A 19,536-nucleotide genomic window follows, 5' to 3' on the forward strand; every position below is an offset into this window, starting at 1 on the left:
CCGCCGCCCCGCCCTTGCGCCGACGCATCGCCTGCATGCTCTATGAGGGCGTGCTGCTGTTCGGCGTGCTGAGCGCCTCGACCGCTGCCTACCTGCTGGTGCAACCGCTGCTGCAGAAGCTTGGTGTGGACGGGCCGCTCGTGATCCAGGTGTGGAGCTTCCTGGTGATGGGCCTGTATTTCACCTGGTTCTGGCAACGCAACGGCCAGACCCTGGCCATGCAGACCTGGCGCATGCGCGTCGAGAACGCCGCCGGCGTGCCGCCGCGCTGGCGGCAGGCGGCGCTGCGCTACGTGCTGGCATGGCTGTGGCTGCCGCCATCGGCGGCAGTCGGCCATATGCTGGGGCTGGTCAAGGGGCCGTTTGTAGCGGTGCTGTGCGCCGGCCTGCTGGTCTGGGTCCTGCTGGCGTGGCTGGATCCGCGCCGCCAGTTCCTGCATGACCGCCTGGCCGGCACGCGGCTGACCGACCTGCGCCCGCCCAAGCCATGAGCCTGTCGGCCGCCGGCATCCGCCGCCTTGCGGTGACCTTGCAGGCAGCCGCCGCGCTGGGCATCGCCGCCGGGCTGGTGCAACTGGCCGGATGGCCATGGCCCGGCGCGGTCGCCGCCGGTGTGGCGGCCATCCTCGGCAGCTTCGCCAGCGGCATTGCCTTCGCTTTCGCCCTGAGCGGGCGCGGCCTGTGGGTCGGGCGCGGCAATCACCCGCCCGCACCACCGCTTGAACTCGCCGCCACGCGCCGTCCGCTGCGCCTGCCTGAGGCGTTGCGCTGCTTTGCGGCCGAGTGCGTGGCCGTGCTGCGCATGTTCGACTGGCTGCAGCCATTCCGCGCGCACGCGCCCTTTGCCGCACCGCTCGATGCCCTGCCCGGCCGCGACGCCCCGCCGGTGCTGCTGGTGCACGGCTACGCCTGCGGGCAGGCCATCTGGCTCGACATGCAGCCGGCACTGGCCGCCGCTGGCTACCGCTGCGAGGGGATCGAGCTCAAGCCGGTGTTCGGCGACATCGACGACTACGCGCGCACGCTGCTGGCCGCCATGCGGCGCATCACAGCCGAGGCCGGACGCCCGCCGCTGCTGGTCTGCCACAGCATGGGCGGGCTGGCCGCGCGCGCCGCGCTGCAGCTGGCGGGCGACGAAGACGTCTGCGCCGGCGTGGTGACGCTGGGCAGCCCCCACCACGGCAGCGCGCTGGCGCGCTTTGGCGGCGGCCCCAATGCGCGCCAGATGCGTTGCGGCAGCCCCTGGCTGCGCGCGCTGGCCGCCGCGGAAACCCCGCGCCGCCGCGCGCGCATGATCTCGATCTTCAGCTGGCATGACTCGATCGCCGGGCCGCCCTGCACCGGCTGGCTCGATGGCGCCGGGCATATCCCGCTGGCCGGCATCGGCCACGTCACGCTGCTGCGCCATCCCGCCGCCGTGCGTGCGGTACTCGACGCCCTTGCGGAGCTGTCCGCTCGCGGGCACTGACACCGGCGCCAGCCCGGGCTGTTCCACTTCCGCCACGTTTCATATGTCAGTCATTTCTCCGTCACGGCACCGTCATCGCGGGCTGGCTGAATGCAGCCATCGCCGCAACCGGGACTGCCATGGTGCAAGCAATCCGATCTGCCCGCGGGTATTTGTCGAAGACCGCGCAACTGACGCAATGGCTGCGCCGCAGCCCTGACAGCGACAGCGCCGCGCCGCTGACCGCCTTCATGGCGCCGGCCCTGGATGCCGCGCTGGCACCCCAGCGCGAACAGCAGCAGACCTACCCGCCCGAGCCGCACCCGATCCAGCGCTACCGCGCCATCTGGCTGTCGGACATCCACCTGGGCACGCCCGGCTGCCAGGCCAACTACCTGCTGGACTTCCTCAAGCACAACGAATCCGACCAGCTCTACCTGGTCGGCGACATCATCGACGGCTGGCAGCTGCGCCGCGGCTGGTACTGGCCGCAAAGCCACAACGACGTGGTGCAGAAGCTGCTGCGCAAGGCGCGCAAGGGCACTGAAGTGATCTACGTTCCCGGCAACCACGACGAGGCCGCGCGCCAGTTCGACGGCATGGCCTTCGGCGACATCACCGTGCGCGAAGAGGCGGTGCATGTCACCGCCTCCGGGCGCCGGCTGTGGGTGGTGCACGGCGACCTGTTCGACGGCGTGGTGCAGCACGCGCGCTGGCTGGCCTACCTCGGCGATTCGCTGTACACGGTGATCCTGGCGCTGAACCGCCACTTCAACCGGCTGCGCGCGCGCCTGGGCTTCCCGTACTGGTCGCTGTCGCAGTTCCTCAAGCACCAGGTCAAGAACGCCGTCAACTACATCGGCGCCTTCGAGAGCGCGATGGTCGATGAAGCGCGCCGCCGCGGCTGCGATGGCGTGGTCTGCGGCCATATCCACAAGGCCGAGATCCGCGAGGTCAATGGCCAGCTCTACTGCAACGACGGCGACTGGGTCGAAAGCCTGTCGGCACTGGTCGAGACCATGGAAGGCGAGCTGAAGATCGTCTACTGGACCACGCTGCTGGACGCGCCGGCCCCGGCCACGCGCCGCCGTCGCCGCGCCGCCGTGGCGGGCTGATCCCGGCCTGCCACCGTTTGCCCCAACCACATTGCCCTTCCACCGCGCCCGAGGAGGCTGCATGAAGATCCTGATCGTCACCGATGCCTGGGAACCGCAGGTCAACGGCGTGGTGCGCACGCTCAAGTCCACGCGCCGCGAACTCGAGGCCATGGGCCACACGGTCGACATGATCACGCCGCTGGAATTCCGCACCGTGCCGTGCCCGACCTACCCCGAGATCCGCCTGTCGCTGTTCCCGGCGGCGCGCGTGCAGCGCCGCATCGAGGCCTTCGCTCCGGACGCCCTGCATATCGCCACCGAAGGGCCGCTGGGCCTGGCCGCGCGGCGCCACGCGCTCCGCCGCCGGCTGCCCTTCACCACCGCCTACCACACGCGCTTTCCGGAATACGTGCAGGCGCGCTTCGGCATCCCGCTGGCATGGACGTACCGCTTCCTGCGCTGGTTCCACGGCCCGGCCCAGGCGGTGATGGCGCCCACCCCGGTGGTGCTGGACGACCTGCGGCGCTATGGCATCACCAACGCCGTGCTGTGGACGCGCGGCGTGGACCTGGACGTGTTCACGCTGCAGCGCCCCAACGTGCTCAACACCGCCCACCCGATCTTCCTGTACGTGGGCCGCGTGGCGGTGGAAAAGAACGTCGAGGCCTTCCTGGCGCTGGACCTGCCCGGCTCCAAGTGGGTGGTCGGCGACGGCCCGGCGCTGCCGGCGCTGCGCGCGCGCTATCCGGGCGCCAACTACCTGGGCGTGCTGAGCCAGCCCGAGCTGGCCCGGGTGTATGCTTCGGCTGATGTGTTCGTGTTCCCGAGCCGTACCGACACCTTCGGGCTGGTGCTGCTGGAAGCGCTGGCCAGCGGGCTGCCCGTGGCCGCCTATCCGGTCACCGGCCCGATCGATGTGCTGGGCGACAGCCCCGCCGGCGCGATGCACGAAGACCTGCGCGAAGCCTGCCTGGAAGCGCTGCGCATCGACCGCGCCACGGCACGTGCCCACGCCGAGCGGTTCTCGTGGCGCGCCGCCTCCGAGCAGTTCCTGGCCCATCTTCGGCCGTTCGCTGCCGGCAAGCCAGGCCGCGACAGCGCAGCGGCCCAACCCGCCCCGCAAAACCATGCCCAAACCCCATCCGGAACTGCCGTCCGACCCGCCTCTGCAGAGGCCGCCGCAGGCAGTCCAGAGCGCTGACTATTCGATCGAGCAGAACCCCCACAAGGCCAACCGCGGCCTGACGCGCGCCTGGCATGCGGCCATCAATTCGCTGTCGGGGCTGCGCTATGCGGTGCTCGAGGAAAGCGCGTTCCGCCAGGAGCTGACGCTGGTGGCAATCCTGGCGCCGTGGGCATTCCTGCTGCCGGTGGACGTGGTCGAGCGCATCCTGCTGCTGGGCACGCTGCTGGTGGTGCTGATCGTCGAGTTGCTCAATTCCAGCGTCGAGGCGGCAATCGACCGCATTTCGCTGGAGCGGCACAGCCTGTCCAAGCGTGCCAAGGATTTCGGCAGCGCCGCGGTAATGCTGGCGCTGGTGCTGTGCGGCGGCACCTGGGTCGCCATCGCCGGGCCGCACGTGGTGCGCTGGGTGCGGACGCTGGCGGGCTGATCCGTCACTCGCCGGGGATGCCGGATGGGGTGGCCGGGCCGATTGCTTATAATCGCTACCCTGCCCCCGACTTACTGATCGCACCGATCGCCCGGACGCCCATGGAACCGAAACCGCAAACCGGCCCCCGCCGCACCAGGGACCGCATCCTCGACGTCTCGCTGCGCCTGTTCAACGAAGTCGGCGAACCCAACGTCACCACCACGACGATTGCGGAAGCCATGGAGATCAGCCCCGGCAATCTCTACTACCACTTCCGCAACAAGGACGACATCATCAACTCCATCTTCGTGCGCTTCGAGCAGGAGATGGAGCGGCGCCTGAAGATGCCGGACGACCACAAGGCCACGCTGGACGAAAGCTGGGGCTACCTGCAGTACATGTCCGAGTTCCTGTGGAACTACCGCTTCCTGTACCGCGACATCAACGACCTGCTGGCGCGCAACCGGATGCTGGAGACCAACTTCAAGCGCATCGTCGAGCAGAAGAAGCGCTTTGCGCACGAGATCTGCCGCCAGTTCATCGACGACGGCGAGATGGAAGCCACGGCCGAGCAGGTCGAGGCCATCTGCACCAACATGGTGGTGATCGCCACCTACTGGCTGTCGTTCCAGTTCGTGCAGCATCCGCGCCAGTACAACGACCCCGAGCAGATTCGCGGCTACCTGCACGGATCGAGCTACCACATCTTCTCGATCCTGGCGCCCTACCTGCGCGGCCGGGCCCGGGACGCATTCGACCAGCTGGCGCGCGACTACGCGGCAGCCAAGGCCGCAGCCGACGCGGCAAAGGAAGCAAAGTGAAATCGGTCTGCGTGTATTGCGGCTCCAGCCCCGGCAACCGTCCTGAATACGCCGAAGGCGCGCGCCTGCTAGGCCGCACGCTGGCCGAAAGCGGCCTGGCGCTGGTGTACGGCGGCGGCAAGGTGGGCCTGATGGGCATCGTCGCCGACGCCGTGATGGAACATGGCGGCAGCGCCATCGGCATCATCCCCGACGCGCTGATGCAGAAGGAAGTGGGCCACCGCGGCCTGACCGAGCTGCACGTGGTGCGCAACATGCACGAGCGCAAGCAGATGATGGCGGACCGTGCCGACGCCTTTATCGCCATGCCGGGCGGCGTGGGCACCTTCGAAGAGCTGTTCGAGACCTTCACCTGGCTGCAGCTGGGCTACCACGACAAGCCGGTGGGCCTGCTGAATGTCAACGGGTTCTACGACGGCCTGCTGGGTTTCCTTGCGCACGCAGTGCGGGAAGGCTTCATGAAGCAGGTGCATGCCGACCTGCTGCATGTGGCAGACACGCCCGCCGGCCTGCTGGGCCAGCTGGCGGCCGCTCCGCGCGTGCGCGTCGACAAGTGGCAACAGGCGCGCGACAAGACCTGAGCGCGCCCCTGCTGCCGGCCCGGTTCAGAACGACGAGCCCGGCTGCCGCAGGAACGCCAGTTCCTGCTCTGTGCTCTGCCTGCCCAGCACCGCATTGCGGTGCGGGAAGCGGCCGAAGCGCGCGATGATCGCGCGGTGCTTTTCGGCCCACTCCACCACATCCACCACGCCGCCGCTGGCCTCGCGCAGCTGCGTCATCAGACGCACTGCCTCGTCCTGGTCCTCCAGCGCCTCGGAATGCTCGAACGGCATGTAGCAGAACATGCGGTGGTAGTCCGTCGGCAGCTTGCGGTCCATGCCGGTGGCGACGATGCGCCTGGCCAGTGCCAGCGCCAGCGTATCGCTGCCGAAGCTGCGCGGATCGTTGCGGAACATGTTGCGCGGGAACTGGTCCAGCAGCACCACGCGCGCGCAGGCGCCTTCGGGCGTGACCGACCAGTCGTCCGGGGCCCCGTCGCAGGCGACCTGCCAGTCGGACAGGAAGTTGGTGCGGATCTGCGCATCGAAGGCGTCCGACTTGGTGAACCATTGCGGGCGCTCGGTATTCCAGGCGGCAGAACCGGGCTGGCCGAACCACAAATCGAGCAAACGCACGGCGTCTTCAGGCAGTTGGTCTGTCATGAACTTGCGAAACCTTTCGGTTGAAAGAAGGGAGCGGCGGCGCCTCAGCGCGCCACGTTGCGCATCCAGTCGGCGGTCTGGAAGAACGCCTGCATCAGGCGCAGCTGCAGGTCTTCGGACAGGCCGATGTCCTGCATTGCCAGCGCCATGCAGCGCATCCACTGGTCGCGCTCGCTCACGCCGATCTCGAACGGCATATGGCGCGCGCGCAGGCGCGGGTGGCCGAAGCGCTCGATAAAGTGGTTGGGACCGCCCAGCCAGCCGCACAGGAACCAGAACAGCTTGTCGCGCGAGCCCTCCAGCGAGGGCGGGTGCAGCGCGCGCAGCCCGGCGAACTGGGTCTCCAGGTCCATCAGGTCGTAGAAGCGGTCGACCAGCTCGCGCACGCGCGCTTCGCCGCCCACCAGCTCAAATGCAGTCACCTCGGCCGTGCCGGGCTTGTCGTTGGATTCAGTACTCATCACACACTCAAACAGCGCAGCCACTCAGGCATCACGCAAGGTCGCCAGCGCGGGCTGGCGCAGCACTTCGCGCAGGCCCAGCCAGCCGCCGGCAAAAGCGCACAGCATGCCAGAAACCACGCCCACCGGCACGATCCAGGCATTGAAGCGGTACGGGAAATCGAAGACGAACTGCGACAGGCCCCAGCCCACCGCGATCGCGCCCAGGCTGGCCAGGAATCCGGCCAGGCCGCCCACCACCAGGAACTCGGCGTACTGGGTCTGGCGCACCAGCGCGGCCGAGGCGCCCAGCGCCTTGAGCAGGCCCGCGTCGCGCATGCGCTCGTCACGCGCGCCGGACAGCGCCGCGTACAGCACGGTCACGCCGGCGGCCAGCGTGAACACGAAGAGGAACTCCACCGCCGCGATCACCTGGTCCAGGATGTCCTGGATCTGGCGCAGGATCAGGTCGGTATTGACCACGGTGATGTTGGGGAAGGCCGCGATCAGCCGGTTGCCCAGCGCCGTGCTGGCGGGCGGCAGGTGGAACGACGTGATGTAGGTCTCGGGCAGCCCCTGCATCGCCTGCGGCGGCAGGATCACGAAGAAATTGACCCGCATCGAGCCCCAGTCCAGCTTGCGCAGCGAGGTCACGCGGGCCTGCACCGCCTGGCCGGCCACGTCAAAACGCAGCGTGTCGCCAAGCCGGATGCCCAGCGTCTTGGCGATGCCCTCTTCCACCGAGGCGCCGGCGTCCGGGCCGTTGGACCAGCGCCCGGCAATCACGCGGTTGCCCTCGGGCAGCGCATCGGTATAGGACAGGTTGAATTCGCGCTCGACCAGGTTGCGCGCGCGCCCGTCCTCGAAGCTGTCGCCGCGGATGGCGCGCTCGCCGATATGGGTCAGGCGCCCGCGCACCATCGGGTAGAGCAGGTCGTTGATGCCGGCGCCGGCCAGCATCTGGCGCAACGGTTCGCGCTGGTCCGGCTGGATATTGATGATGAAGCGGTTGGGCGCGTCGGCCGGCGTGGCCTGGCGCCACGAATCGACCAGGTCGTTGCGGGTCATGCCGAGCAGCAGCAGCGCCATCAGCCCCACCGCCAGCGCCACGGTCTGCAGCACCGTGACCGCGCGGCGGCGTTCCAGCACCGCCAGCGCAAAGCGCCAGCCCATCGCCGCGCGCCCGCGCAGGCGCCCGCGCAGCAGGCGCGACAGCAGCGTCAGCAGCCCCAGCGCCAGCACCGCGAAGACCACGCCCGCGGCGACAAAGCCGCCCGCGGTGGTCAGCCCCAGCCGCAGGTCGCGCGCCGCCACCAGCAGCAGCGCGACAAAGGCGCCCAGGCCCAGTGCATAGGCCACCCAGGCCGACACCGGCGGCAACCCGATATCGCGGCGCAGCACCCGCAGCGGCGCCACCCGTGTCAGCGCCAGCAGCGGCGGCAGCGCGAACCCGGCCAGCAGCACCAGCCCCGCCAGCACGCCCACCAGTGCCGGCAGCAGCGACGGCTGCGGCAGCGACACCCGCAGCAGCCCGCCCAGCGACAGCAGCAGGCCATAGTGCGCCAGGTACCCGAGCAGCACCCCGGCGAGCGCGCCCGCGGCCCCCACCAGCAGGAACTCCAGGCCGAAGGCGCGCAGGATCTGCCCGCGCGACAGCCCCAGGCACTTGTAGACCGCGCAGGCATCGGTGTGGCGCTGCATATAGCGGCGCGCCGACATGGCGATGGCCACCGCCGCGATCATCGACGACAGCACTGCCACCAGCGACAGGAAGCGCTCGGCGCGGTCCAGCGTGGCACGCATCTGCGGCTGGCCCGACTCCAGCGACTCGACCCGGGTATTGCGCAGCTTGCGGCGTCCGATCTCGTCCTGCGCCCATTTCTGGAAGGCAGCGCCGGCGGCGTCGGGGCCGGCCACCAGCAGCCGGTAGGTCACGCGGCTGCCCCAGCCGATCAGCCCGGTGCTGTCCAGGTCCGACAGCGGCATCAGCACGCGCGGCGCGAAGTTCATGAAGCCGGTGCCGCGATCAAGCTCCTGCGTGATGATGCGGTCGATGCGGAAGCTGCGGCTGCCCAGTTGCAGGGTGTCGCCCACGGCAACCCCCAGGGCGCCCAGCAGCGCCTCGTCGACCCATACCGTGCCCGGCGCGGGAATGCCTTCGGCGGGCGCATCCGGCGCCCCCGCCGCACTGGCCACCTTGAGCTTGCCCCGCAGCGGATAGCCGTCGGTCACCGCCTTGAGCGCGGCCAGCTGGCTGGGCGCGTCGCCGCCGGCCGGCGCCTTGCCGTTGGCAGTCGCCATGCTCGGGAAGGTGACGGTCTGGGCCACGGCCAGCCCCGCCGCTTGCGCACGCTGCGCGAAGGCGGCATCGAAAGGCTGGTCAGCCACCAGCAGTACGTCGGACGCGATCATCTGGCGCGCGTCGCGCTCCAGGCCCAGCCGCATGCGGTCGGCCATGAAGCCCACGCTGGTCAGCGCGGCCACGGCCAGCACCAGCGCAAACAGCAGCAGGTAGAGCTCGCCGGCAATCCAGTCGCGCCGCGCCATGCGCAGCGCCTGGCCCCAGGCGGAGAAGCGACCGCCATGCGCGGGGCGCGTGCCGGCGGGGTTGGCGGCCGTGGCCGGGGCTTCGATGGCGGACTCGGGAGGCATCGGTTGCTTTGGTTCTTGGTTTCTGGCGGCGGCGCGCCTCGGGTCAGTCGAAAAAAAACGGGAATGGCCGGGAAGCTAGCGGGGTGTGCCAGGCCGCTCGGTCCTGCCGCGCAGGCTCGCATGCAGCCGGCGCACGCCGCGCCACAATTTCGGCAGCAGCCACACCGACACCAGCAGGAAGACCACCAGCAAGACCAGGAACACCACCGGCAGGAAGAACGCCAGCAGCAGGCTGCCGGTCGCGGTCAGGTCTTCAGTGAATGAGGCCGTCCAATTGGAGAACGGTTCCGGCGACACATTGATCAGCGCGCGCGTGCCCGCCTTGACCGCATGCGCGGTGCCGGCCAGCGTGCCGCCGATCAGCCCTGCCGCCACCATCCACTGCGGATCCAGCTGGCCGAAGGCGGCGGCGGCCAGGATCGCGCCGGCGGGAATGCGGATAAAGGTATGGATGCCGTCCCAGACGGTATCGAACGCGGGCACCTTGTCGGCGACGAATTCGGCCACGGCCAGCACGGCGGCCACGCTGATGACCCACCAGGATTCCAGCGGCTGCAGCCCGGGCGGCAGGTCCAGCCAGCCCAGGCGCGCCAGCACGCCGGCGGCCAGCACCGCAAGGTAGAGGCGAAAGCCGCTGGCCCAGGACATGCCCGCGGCCAGCGCGGCGGTTTCCAGCATGGCGCTCCTTGCAAGGGTCTGGCGCAAGCCGATGCAAAACCGCGGTGCGCCTGGCAGGGAGTGTAATACGGACCGGGCCGCGCAGCCGCGCGCCCGTCGGCGTCATGCCGCCCGGCTCGCCCTCAGGCGTCCTCCTTGCCGCCCGGCCCGAACCACGGCAACGCCTCCTGCGGGGTCAGGATGCCGGCCGGCTCGGCCATGTTGTAGCCGGGCAGCGTTTCGATGCGCCGGGCAAAGGCCGGGTCGGCCAGCAGCGCCAGCAGTGCTGCCATCCAGCCGGCGGTCTGGTCGTTCTTGCGCAGCGCCAGGTAGTAGGCCTCGCGCGTCAACGGCACAAAGGCCAGCCCATGGGCCTCGGCATTCATGCGCAGCCCGAAGCCCACCTGCGCGCGGCCGCCGTGCACGGCCTCGGCCACCTTCTCGTTGCTGAACTCGGTCTCGTCGTAGCCGGCGATCTGGTCGGGGTACAGGCCCTGCGCGGCCAGCAGCTGGTCGAACAGCATGCGCGTGCCCGAACTGCGCTGCCGGTTGACGAAGCGCGCCTGGGTGCGCGCCAGATCGCGCAGGTCATGCACCTCGCGCGCCACCTCCGGCGCCAGGATCAGGCCCTGCTCGCGCCAAGCCAGCCGCAGCAGCCGCACCGCGGCCGGCCGCAGCCACTTGCGCAGCGTCACATGCGCGACCGAGCCCGCGGTCTGCACCGGCGAGACATAGAAGCCGGCCAGTTCCGACTGCCGCTCCTGCAGGCAAATCAGCCCCTCCACGCTGCCGCAAAACACCGTATCGAGCTGCAGCGAGGTTCCTGCCTCGCCCAGTGCGGCGGCCAGCACCTCCACCGCCGGGTCATGGCTGCCGGTGAAATGCACCTGCGACTGCGGCTGCTGGGCATCGTCCAGCTCGGCAATGAAGTCCGCCATGGCCTTCTGCACCACCGGGTCGACCGATTCGCGCAGGCGCAGCTCGGCGCGCAGCAGGCGTTCGCCGAAGCGGGTCAGCGAGGCACCGCGGCCGCGCTCCATATCGAGCACGCTGCGCCCGAGCATTTCCTCCCAGGTCCGCATCACGCCCCAGGCATGGCGGTACGACAAGCCGATCTCGCGCGCGGCGCGGTGCAGCGACCCGGTTTCGCGCACGGCCTTGAGCAGCTGGAACACCTTGCCATTCGCGCGCGGATTGTCGTCTGGCGCGATCACCGGAAACAGGTCAAAGCGGAAGATCATATGTCCTCCGCAGCATATTTACTTGTCGATCTCGGCTGGACCACAATGAATACCCCATTCTTATGTTCTTTTGCCGCATTCTCCATGAGATCGAAAGGCAAAAGCAATTATGTCTGGAAAAACATAATACAAAGGAGCCACCGCATGTCGCCTCGCCTTGCCCAACGCCTGCGCCGCCCAGCGCGCCATCTCGTTGCGATGGCCTGCGCAGGCCTGCTGTCGGCGGCCCATGCCGGGGAACTGAAGCTGGCCACCACCACCAGCACCGAGAACTCGGGCCTGCTGAAATACCTGCTGCCGCGCTTCGAGCAAAAGGCGGGCGTCACCGTGAAGGTGATCGCGGTCGGCTCGGGCAAGGCCATGAAGATGGGCGAGATGGGCGACGTCGACGTGCTGCTGGTGCACGCGCGCAAGGTGGAAGACGCCTTTGTCGCGGCCGGCTACGGCGTGAACCGCCGCGACGTGATGTACAACGACTTCATCGTGGTCGGCCCGGCCAGCGACCCGGCAGGCGTCAAGGGCGGCAAGGACGTGCTGGCGGGGTTCCGCAAGCTCGCAGGCAGCAGCAGCAAGTTCATCTCGCGCGGCGACAACTCCGGCACCGACGTGATGGAGAAGGACTACTGGAAGCAGCTCGGCATCGAGCCCAAGGGCCAGCCGTGGTACGTCAACGCCGGCCTGGGCATGGGCGAGGTGCTGACCATGGCCGCGCAGATGCCGGCCTATACGCTGTCGGACCGCGCCACCTACGGCGCCTATCGCGCCAAGACCGGCCTGGCCATCGCCATCGAAGGCGATCCGAAGATGTTCAACCCGTACGGAATCATCGCGGTCAACCCCGCCAGGCATGCGGGTATCAACCACACGGATGCGATCAAGCTGGTGGAGTGGATCACGTCAAAGGAAGGACAGGACGCGATTGCCGGGTACAAGGTGGAAGGCGAGCAGTTGTTCTTCCCGAGCTACAAGGCAAAGTAAGCCCCCTCGCCTGCTGCCCGGCCCGCTCAGCCGGCCTCTGCCTCCAGCCGCGGCAACTGCGGCAGGTCCGCCGCCACCTCGGCGATCATGCGCCGGATCCACATCACATCCGGCGCCGCATGGCAGCGCTCGTGCCACAGCTGGTAGAAGCGCATGCGCGGGAACGACACCGGCGAGGGCACCATGCGGATCGGCAGGTACTGCGCGTAGTGCGCAGCAAACTGGCGGCCGGTGGTAAAGACCATATCCGTCTTCATCAGCACATACGGCACCAGGCCGAAATACGGCAGCGTGACCTGGATATTGCGCTTGTAGCCCTGCTCGGCCAGCGCCTGGTCGATCATGCTGCGCTGCATCGACGCATACGGCGCCGGGGCCAGGTGCGGCATCTCCAGGTAGTGCTTGAGCGTCAGCCCCTTGCGCGCCAGCGGATGCTGCGCGCCCAGCATGCACACCACCTCGTCGTCGAACAGCGGCGAGATATGCAGGTGCTCAGGCGGCGACAGCCAGTTGCCGACCACGATATCGAGCTGCCCCTGCTCCAGGTCGTCCAGGAAGTCCGACGACGACGTCATCGGATGCACGAACAGCTTGGCGCCCGGCGCCAGCCGGCGCACGCGCTCGACGATATTGGGCAGGAAGAACGCGTCCAGGTAGTCCGGCGCGCCCAGGTGGAAGGTGCGCGTGGTGGTGGCCGGGTCGAACTGCTGCGGCGGGCGCGCGATGCGGTCCATCGCCGCCAGGCTCTGCTCGGCCAGCGCCAGCAGTTCGCGGCCGCGCTCGGTCGGCACCATGCCGTTTTTGCCCCGCACCAAAATGGCATCGCCGGTGATCTCCCGCAGGCGCTTCAGGGTATTGCTGATGGCGGGCTGGGACTGGCCCAGGCGCACGGCCGTGCGGGTCACGCTCTGCTCGGTCAGCAGGGTGTGAAGCACCCGCAGCAAATATGTATCGAGATGGTCGCGTCCGTGCATGGCGATGGCGGCCCTCCGGCGGGGGCCAGATGGGTGGCGTGGGGGATGGGAACGGCGCATAGTGTATGACAGGCGCCCCACAAACGGTCAAATCACCTCCTCCAGGGGGGCGCCTGGCGGTGCGGCGGGGCACCAATCGGGCCGCCCGCTGATGGGGCATATCACCTGGGCCGAATATTGCATGAAAGGCCAGGGTGCTATGTTTCCGCCATCACCAAGAGAGAGAAGACCATGGAGACGCAAACCATCCGCTTTTTCCACCGCGGCCAGGTCAAGGAAGTATCCGACGCCCCCATTACCCGCACCGTGCTGCAGTACCTGCGTGAAGACGCGCGCTGCACCGGCACCAAGGAAGGCTGCGCCGAAGGCGACTGCGGCGCCTGCACCGTCGTGGTCGGCGAGCTGCAGGACGGCGGCGATGTCGAATTCAAGGCGGTCAACGCCTGCATCCAGTTCCTGCCCACGCTCGACGGCAAGGCCCTGATCACCGTCGAGGACCTGCGCCAGGCCGACGGCAACCTGCACCCGGTGCAGGAAGCCATGGTCGAGTGCCACGGCTCGCAGTGCGGCTTCTGCACTCCCGGCTTCGTGATGTCGCTGTGGGCGCTGTACCAGCAGCACACCCCGGGCGGCGAAGCGCCCTCGCGCCAGACCATCTGCGACGCGCTGACCGGCAACCTGTGCCGCTGCACCGGCTACCGCCCGATCATCGACGCCGGCGAGCGCATGATGGCCCTGCCCGCCCCTACGGCGGACAAGCTCAACCCCAAGCAGATCGCCGACACCCTGCGCAACCTCAAGCGCGGCGAGACCTTCCGCTACCGCGCCCAGGGCCAGGAGTTCTTTGCCCCGCGCAGCGCGGCCGAGTTCGGCGCGATCAAGGCGGCACAGCCCGATATCCGCATCCTGGCCGGCAGCACCGACGTGGGCCTGTGGGTCACCAAGCAGTTCCGCGAGCTGGGCAACCTGCTCTACGTGGGCCAGGTGGAAGACCTGAACCACATTGAGGAACGCGACGGCATGGTCGAGATCGGCGCCGCCGTGACGCTGGAAAAGGCCTACGCCGCACTCAACGCCGCACACCCCGAGCTGGAAGAGATGTGGAAGCGCTTTGCCTCGCTGCCGATCCGCAATGCCGGCACGCTGGGCGGCAATATCGCCAACGGTTCGCCCATCGGCGACTCGATGCCGGCGCTGATCGCGCTGGGCACGGAAGTGGTGCTGCAGCACGGCGAGACGCGCCGCACGCTGCCGCTGGAAGACCTGTACCTGGCCTACCAGAAGACCGCGATGCAGCCGGGCGAATTCGTCGCCGCGCTGCGCGTGCCGGTGGCCGGCCCGCAGCACTTCCGCACCTACAAGCTGTCCAAACGCTTTGATGAGGATATTTCCGCCGTGTGTGCCGCATTCGGCATCACCGTGCAGGACGGCCTCGTCACGCAGGCGCGCATCGCCTTCGGCGGCATGGCCGCCACGCCCAAGCGCGCCGCCGCCACCGAGGCGGCCCTGACCGGCCAGCCGTGGGATGAAGCCACCGCCCGCGCCGGCATGGCCGCGCTGGCGCAGGACTACACGCCGCTGTCCGACATGCGCGCGACCGCGTCTTACCGCAGCCGCGGTGCCGCCAACCTGCTGTACCGCTTCTGGCTGGAGACCCGCGCCGAAGCGCTGTCCGCGGCAGCCGTCAACGTCCGCGCCATCGGCGCCGGCGCCACTGAAATCGCCACGGCCTGAGCCAGAGAAAAAGGAAAGCATCGGCATGAACAAGCAAACCGAACCCTTTCTGCTCGACGCCACCGCCGAACAGGTCTCGCAGGTCGGCATCTCGCGTCCGCATGAATCCGCCCACCTGCACGTGGCCGGCACCGCCACCTACACGGACGACATCCCCGAGCTGGCCGGCACGCTGCACGCCGCGCTCGGCATGAGCACCCGCGCGCACGCCCGCATCAAGTCGATCTCGCTCGACAAGGTGCGCGCCGCGCCCGGCGTGGTCGACGTGCTGACGGTGGACGACATCCCCGGCACCAACGACTGCGGCCCGATCATCCACGACGACCCGATCCTGGCGCGCGACGTGGTCCAGTTCATCGGCCAGCCGGTCTTTATCGTGGTGGCGACCTCGCATGACGCCGCGCGCCGCGCCGCCCGCCTGGGCACCATCGACTACGAAGACCTGCCCCCGGTGCTGTCGCCACAAGCCGCGCACGAGGCCGGCAGCTATGTGCTGCCGCCGATGCACCTGACGCGCGGCGAGCCCGCTGCGCGCATCGCAAGCGCGGCCCACCAGGACAGCGGCAAGATCCACCTGGGCGGCCAGGAGCAGTTCTACCTGGAAGGCCAGATCTCGTACGCCGCGCCGCGCGAGAACGACGGCATGCAAGTGTGGTGCTCGACCCAGCACCCGACCGAAATGCAGCACGCGGTGTGCCATATGCTCGGCTGGCAGGCGCACCAGGTGCTGGTCGAATGCCGCCGCATGGGCGGCGGCTTCGGCGGCAAGGAGTCGCAGTCGGCGCTGTTCGCCTGCTGCGCCGCGCTGGCCGCCTGGAAGCTGATGTGCCCGGTCAAGCTGCGCCCGGACCGCGACGACGACATGATGATCACCGGCAAGCGCCATGACTTCGTGTTCGACTACACCGTGGGCCACGACGATGAAGGCCATATCGAGGGCGTCAAGGTCGAGATGGTGTCGCGCGCCGGCTTCTCGGCCGACCTGTCGGGCCCGGTGATGACCCGCGCCATCTGCCACTTCGACAATGCCTACTGGCTGCCGAACGTGCAGATCGACGGCTACTGCGGCAAGACCAACACGCAGAGCAATACCGCCTTCCGCGGTTTCGGCGGCCCGCAGGGCGCGTTCGCGGTCGAGTACATCCTGGACAATGTCGCCCGCACGGTCGGCAAGGATTCGCTGGACGTGCGCCGCGCCAACTTCTACGGCAAGACCGAGAACAACGTCACGCCCTACGGCCAGACCGTGGAAGACAACGTCATCCACGAGCTGATCGACGAACTGGTGGCCAGCAGCGAATACCGCGCCCGCCGCGAGGCCACGCGCGCGTTCAACGCCACCAGCCCGGTGCTGAAGAAGGGCATCGCCATCACCCCGGTGAAGTTCGGCATCTCGTTCAACGTGGCCCACTTCAACCAGGCCGGCGCGCTGGTGCACGTCTACAACGACGGCTCGGTGCTGGTGAACCACGGCGGCACCGAGATGGGCCAGGGCCTGAACACCAAGGTGGCGATGGTGGTGGCGCATGAGCTCGGCATCCGCATGGAACGCGTGCGCGTGACCGCGACCGATACCAGCAAGGTGGCCAATACCTCGGCCACCGCAGCTTCCACCGGTGCCGACCTGAACGGCAAGGCCGCGCAGGACGCCGCGCGCCAGATCCGCGAGCGCCTGGCCGTGTTTGCCGCGCGCAAGGCCGGCGTGGAGCCGTCCGAGGTGCGCTTCAACGATGACCTGGTCAGCGCCGGCGAGCTGCGCGTGTCGTTCGGCGAGCTGGCGCGCGAAGCCTACGTGGCGCGCGTGCAGCTGTGGTCCGACGGCTTCTACACCACGCCCAAGCTGCACTGGGACCAGAGCAAGCTGCAGGGCCGCCCGTTCTACTACTTCGCCTACGGTGCCGCGTGCTCTGAGGTCCTGGTCGACACGCTCACCGGCGAATGGAAGCTGCTGCGCGCCGACGCGCTGCACGACGCCGGCCGCTCGCTGAACCCGGCGATCGACATCGGCCAGGTCGAGGGCGCTTTTATCCAGGGAATGGGCTGGCTGACCACCGAGGAATTGTGGTGGAACAAGGACGGCAAGCTGATGACGCACGCCCCGTCCACGTACAAGATCCCGACGGTCAACGACTGCCCGGAGGAATTCAACGTGCGCCTGTTCCAGAACCGCAACGTCGAGGACAGCATCCACCGCTCCAAGGCCGTGGGCGAGCCGCCGCTGCTGCTGCCGTTCTCGGTGTTCTTCGCGATCCGCGACGCCGTGGCTGCCGTTGGCGACTACCGCATCAACCCGCCGCTGAAGGCCCCGGCCACCAGCGAGGCGATCCTGGACGCCGTCGACGCCGTGCGCGAAGCCGCGGCGCAGCCAGCCTGAGCTGGCGGAACGATCGCAGGAAGCGCGCGCCTGCGGGCGCCCCCGGACTTTCCCCCCTTGGCCGCGTTGACGGGCATGGGGCCGGTGGAAGAAGCAGGCGCGCGCCACCCTTGCGATGACACAGCGCAGGCAGCACCACAGCATCAAGCAGCAACCAGGCAACACCGACAAGGCCCCCGACATGCAGGACGCACCGCTCAAACCCTTCCGCTTCGCCGACGCCGCCCGCATGGTGCGCGCCGGCGTGCCGGCGGCGATGGTCACCATCGTCGAGGTCAAGGGCTCGGCCCCGCGCGAGGCCGGCATCCGCATGCTGGTCAGCGCCGACGACCTGGTCGGCACCATCGGCGGCGGCCACCTGGAGTGGCGCGGCATGGATATCGCGCGCGAGATGCTGGTGCGCGGTGAACAACGCCGGATCGAGCGCATCCCGCTCGGGCCGGCACTGGGCCAGTGCTGCGGCGGCGTGGTGCAGCTCGCATTCGAGGTGCTGGGCGAAGCCGACCTGCACTGGCTTGACGCGGTCGAACGCAATTTCACCGCCGGCAAGGCACTGCAGCGCCAGGTGCCGGCCAGCGGCGCGATCACCCATGGCGACAGCCATGCCGTGACCCCCGGCGTAACGCTGCACGCCGACGGCAGCTGGACCGATACGCTGGTGCCCGACACCATGCACGTGGTGCTGTTTGGCGCGGGCCATGTCGGCCATGCACTGGTCAAGGTGCTGGCCACGCTGCCGTGCCGCGTGCACTGGGTCGACGAGCGCGACACGCTGTTCCCCGGCGGGCTGCCCGACAATGTCGAGGCCGAGGCCAGCGACACGCCCGAAGCGGTAGTGGCGCAGGCGCCCGCGGGCAGCTACTTCCTGGTCATGACGCACAGCCATGCGCTGGACCAGACCCTGTGCGAAGAAATCCTCAAGCGCACCGATTTCGCCTACTTCGGCCTGATCGGCTCCAAGACCAAGCGCGCGCGCTTTGAACACCGCATGGCCGAGCACGGCATCGACCCGGCCCGGTTTGCGGAAATGACATGCCCCATGGGGGTTCCCGGGATTACCGACAAGGCTCCGGCTATGATTGCGGTAGCCATCGTCGCCCAGCTGCTCCAGGTCCGCGAACAGCGCCTTGCCGCGCTGCGTCTGGGCCGCCCGGAGGCGGTGCATCCCTGAACCCGTGCCGCCGGCCCCGCCGGCAGGCACAGAAAAGCCCAGAAACGAGGCCCCCATGACCATCGATGCCGCGCTCGCGGAACAGATCCGCCGCACTCCCAAGGCCGAACTGCATGTGCATATCGAAGGCACGCTTGAGCCGGAACTGATCTTCCGGCTCGCGCAGCGCAACCAGGTGGCGCTGCCCTATCCCAGCGTCGAGGCGCTGCGCGCCGCCTACGCCTTCACCGACCTGCAGTCGTTCCTGGACATCTACTACGCCGGCGCCAGCGTGCTGCTGACCGAGGAAGATTTCTTCGACATGACCATGGACTACGTCAAGCGCGCCGTCGCCGACAACGTCCGCCACGCCGAGATCTTCTTCGATCCGCAGACCCATACCGCGCGCGGCGTGCCCATCGGCGTGGTGATCGACGGCATCGCCGATGCCCTGGCCCAGGCGCGCACCGAATATGACTTCTCCAGCAGCCTGATCCTGTGCTTCCTGCGCCATCTGCCGGAGGAAGACGCCTTCGCCACGCTGGAGGCCGCGCTGCCCTACCGCGACCGCTTTGTCGGCGTGGGCCTGGATTCGTCCGAGCGAGGCAACCCGCCCGAGAAGTTCGCGCGCGTGTTCGCCAGGGCGCGCGAGCTGGGCCTGCACCTGGTGGCCCACGCGGGCGAGGAAGGTCCGGCGCAATACGTCACCGACGCGCTCGACATCCTCAAGGCGCAGCGTATCGACCACGGCGTGCGCGCCATCGACGATCCGGCGCTGGTGGAACGCCTGGCGCGCGAGCGCGTGGCGCTGACCGTGTGCCCGCTGTCGAACGTCAAGCTCAAGGTCTACCCGGACCTGCGCGACCACCCGCTCAAGCGCATGCTCGATGCCGGCGTGGTGATCACGCTGCATTCGGACGATCCTGCCTACTTCGGCGGCTATATGAACGCCAACTGGGAAGCCACCTTCGAGGCGCTGCCGCTGGACGCGGCCGATGCCCACAAGCTTGCCCGCAACAGCTTTGAAGCGGCCTTCCTGCCTGCCATGCAGAAGGCCGAATTCCTGGCGGAAGTCGACCACTTCTGGTCGAGCCCGCCCAAGTCCCCGCCCGCAACGGCCCCAGCGGCCTGAGCGCGGCGCATGCCAATAGCCCGGCCCGCTGCTTGAACCATG

At 68.8% G+C, this 19,536-nt stretch carries 18 protein-coding genes; 12 read left to right on the forward strand and 6 right to left on the reverse strand.

Annotated features, from left to right (window positions below):
• The 7 genes from AC3WRR_RS16255 to AC3WRR_RS16285 form a co-directional block, all read left to right on the forward strand.
• Positions 1 to 491, forward strand: a 491-nt coding sequence (locus AC3WRR_RS16255; RefSeq protein ID WP_492297451.1) for an RDD family protein, incomplete at its 5' end; no start/stop codon positions are given.
• A complete protein-coding gene (locus AC3WRR_RS16260; RefSeq protein WP_492297453.1) occupies positions 488 to 1,468 on the forward strand; it encodes an esterase/lipase family protein in 981 nt (326 codons plus the stop codon). The genes AC3WRR_RS16255 and AC3WRR_RS16260, both read left to right, overlap by 4 nt.
• A gap of 119 nt (positions 1,469 to 1,587) precedes the next feature.
• Positions 1,588 to 2,562, forward strand: coding sequence for a UDP-2,3-diacylglucosamine diphosphatase (locus tag AC3WRR_RS16265; protein ID WP_011614848.1), 975 nt, complete (start codon positions 1,588 to 1,590; stop codon positions 2,560 to 2,562).
• Between the two features lie 61 nt (positions 2,563 to 2,623).
• Entirely contained in the window at positions 2,624 to 3,745 is a 1,122-nt protein-coding gene (locus tag AC3WRR_RS16270; protein ID WP_439671469.1) for a glycosyltransferase family 4 protein, read from the forward strand.
• Positions 3,672 to 4,157 (forward strand): diacylglycerol kinase, encoded by a 486-nt coding sequence (locus AC3WRR_RS16275; RefSeq protein WP_010809153.1) that lies wholly within the window; start codon positions 3,672 to 3,674, stop codon positions 4,155 to 4,157. The genes AC3WRR_RS16270 and AC3WRR_RS16275 overlap by 74 nt, the downstream gene beginning before the upstream one ends.
• Positions 4,158 to 4,258: 101 nt before the next feature.
• Positions 4,259 to 4,960 (forward strand): TetR/AcrR family transcriptional regulator, encoded by a 702-nt coding sequence (locus AC3WRR_RS16280; RefSeq protein ID WP_454749328.1) that lies wholly within the window; start codon positions 4,259 to 4,261, stop codon positions 4,958 to 4,960.
• Positions 4,957 to 5,541: an LOG family protein gene (locus tag AC3WRR_RS16285; protein ID WP_010809155.1), complete on the forward strand. Its 585-nt coding sequence runs from the start codon at positions 4,957 to 4,959 to the stop codon at positions 5,539 to 5,541. The genes AC3WRR_RS16280 and AC3WRR_RS16285 overlap by 4 nt, the downstream gene beginning before the upstream one ends.
• A gap of 24 nt (positions 5,542 to 5,565) precedes the next feature.
• Here AC3WRR_RS16285 and AC3WRR_RS16290 read toward each other — a convergent pair whose 3' ends face one another.
• From AC3WRR_RS16290 to AC3WRR_RS16310, 5 genes are all read right to left on the reverse strand, one after another.
• Positions 5,566 to 6,162 (reverse strand): DUF924 family protein, encoded by a 597-nt coding sequence (locus tag AC3WRR_RS16290; protein WP_454749327.1) that lies wholly within the window; start codon positions 6,160 to 6,162, stop codon positions 5,566 to 5,568.
• A 44-nt stretch (positions 6,163 to 6,206) separates the two neighbouring features.
• Positions 6,207 to 6,623 carry a group II truncated hemoglobin gene (locus AC3WRR_RS16295; RefSeq protein WP_010809157.1) on the reverse strand — a complete coding sequence of 139 codons (417 nt, stop codon included), beginning with the start codon at positions 6,621 to 6,623 and terminating at the stop codon, positions 6,207 to 6,209.
• Positions 6,624 to 6,647: 24 nt separating this feature from the next.
• Positions 6,648 to 9,254: an ABC transporter permease gene (locus AC3WRR_RS16300; RefSeq protein ID WP_492297456.1), complete on the reverse strand. Its 2,607-nt coding sequence runs from the start codon at positions 9,252 to 9,254 to the stop codon at positions 6,648 to 6,650.
• Between the two features lie 75 nt (positions 9,255 to 9,329).
• On the reverse strand, positions 9,330 to 9,932 hold the full coding sequence (locus AC3WRR_RS16305; protein ID WP_492297458.1) for a DUF4126 domain-containing protein: 603 nt from the start codon (positions 9,930 to 9,932) through the stop codon (positions 9,330 to 9,332).
• A 122-nt stretch (positions 9,933 to 10,054) separates the two neighbouring features.
• On the reverse strand, positions 10,055 to 11,152 hold the full coding sequence (locus AC3WRR_RS16310) for a substrate-binding domain-containing protein (RefSeq protein WP_492297460.1): 1,098 nt from the start codon (positions 11,150 to 11,152) through the stop codon (positions 10,055 to 10,057).
• Between the two features lie 144 nt (positions 11,153 to 11,296).
• Between AC3WRR_RS16310 and AC3WRR_RS16315 the strand changes: the two genes are divergently transcribed.
• Complete coding sequence (locus tag AC3WRR_RS16315; RefSeq protein WP_010809161.1) at positions 11,297 to 12,130, forward strand: ABC transporter substrate-binding protein; 834 nt, start codon at positions 11,297 to 11,299, stop codon at positions 12,128 to 12,130.
• A 26-nt stretch (positions 12,131 to 12,156) separates the two neighbouring features.
• Here AC3WRR_RS16315 and AC3WRR_RS16320 read toward each other — a convergent pair whose 3' ends face one another.
• Positions 12,157 to 13,104 (reverse strand): LysR substrate-binding domain-containing protein, encoded by a 948-nt coding sequence (locus tag AC3WRR_RS16320; protein WP_010809162.1) that lies wholly within the window; start codon positions 13,102 to 13,104, stop codon positions 12,157 to 12,159.
• Positions 13,105 to 13,335: 231 nt separating this feature from the next.
• Between AC3WRR_RS16320 and xdhA the strand changes: the two genes are divergently transcribed.
• The 4 genes from xdhA (at position 13,336) to AC3WRR_RS16340 (ending at position 19,494) form a co-directional block, all read left to right on the forward strand.
• On the forward strand, positions 13,336 to 14,838 hold the full coding sequence (gene xdhA / locus AC3WRR_RS16325; RefSeq protein ID WP_492297462.1) for a xanthine dehydrogenase small subunit: 1,503 nt from the start codon (positions 13,336 to 13,338) through the stop codon (positions 14,836 to 14,838).
• 25 nt (positions 14,839 to 14,863) lie between these two features.
• On the forward strand, positions 14,864 to 17,212 hold the full coding sequence (gene xdhB / locus AC3WRR_RS16330; protein WP_010809164.1) for a xanthine dehydrogenase molybdopterin binding subunit: 2,349 nt from the start codon (positions 14,864 to 14,866) through the stop codon (positions 17,210 to 17,212).
• A gap of 181 nt (positions 17,213 to 17,393) precedes the next feature.
• On the forward strand, positions 17,394 to 18,383 hold the full coding sequence (gene xdhC, locus AC3WRR_RS16335; RefSeq protein ID WP_454749366.1) for a xanthine dehydrogenase accessory protein XdhC: 990 nt from the start codon (positions 17,394 to 17,396) through the stop codon (positions 18,381 to 18,383).
• 55 nt (positions 18,384 to 18,438) lie between these two features.
• A complete protein-coding gene (locus tag AC3WRR_RS16340; protein WP_010809166.1) occupies positions 18,439 to 19,494 on the forward strand; it encodes an adenosine deaminase in 1,056 nt (351 codons plus the stop codon).
• Positions 19,495 to 19,536 lie beyond the last annotated feature (42 nt).

The sequence above is a fragment of the Cupriavidus sp. FW305-3-2-15-C-LB2 genome, assembly GCF_058787575.1.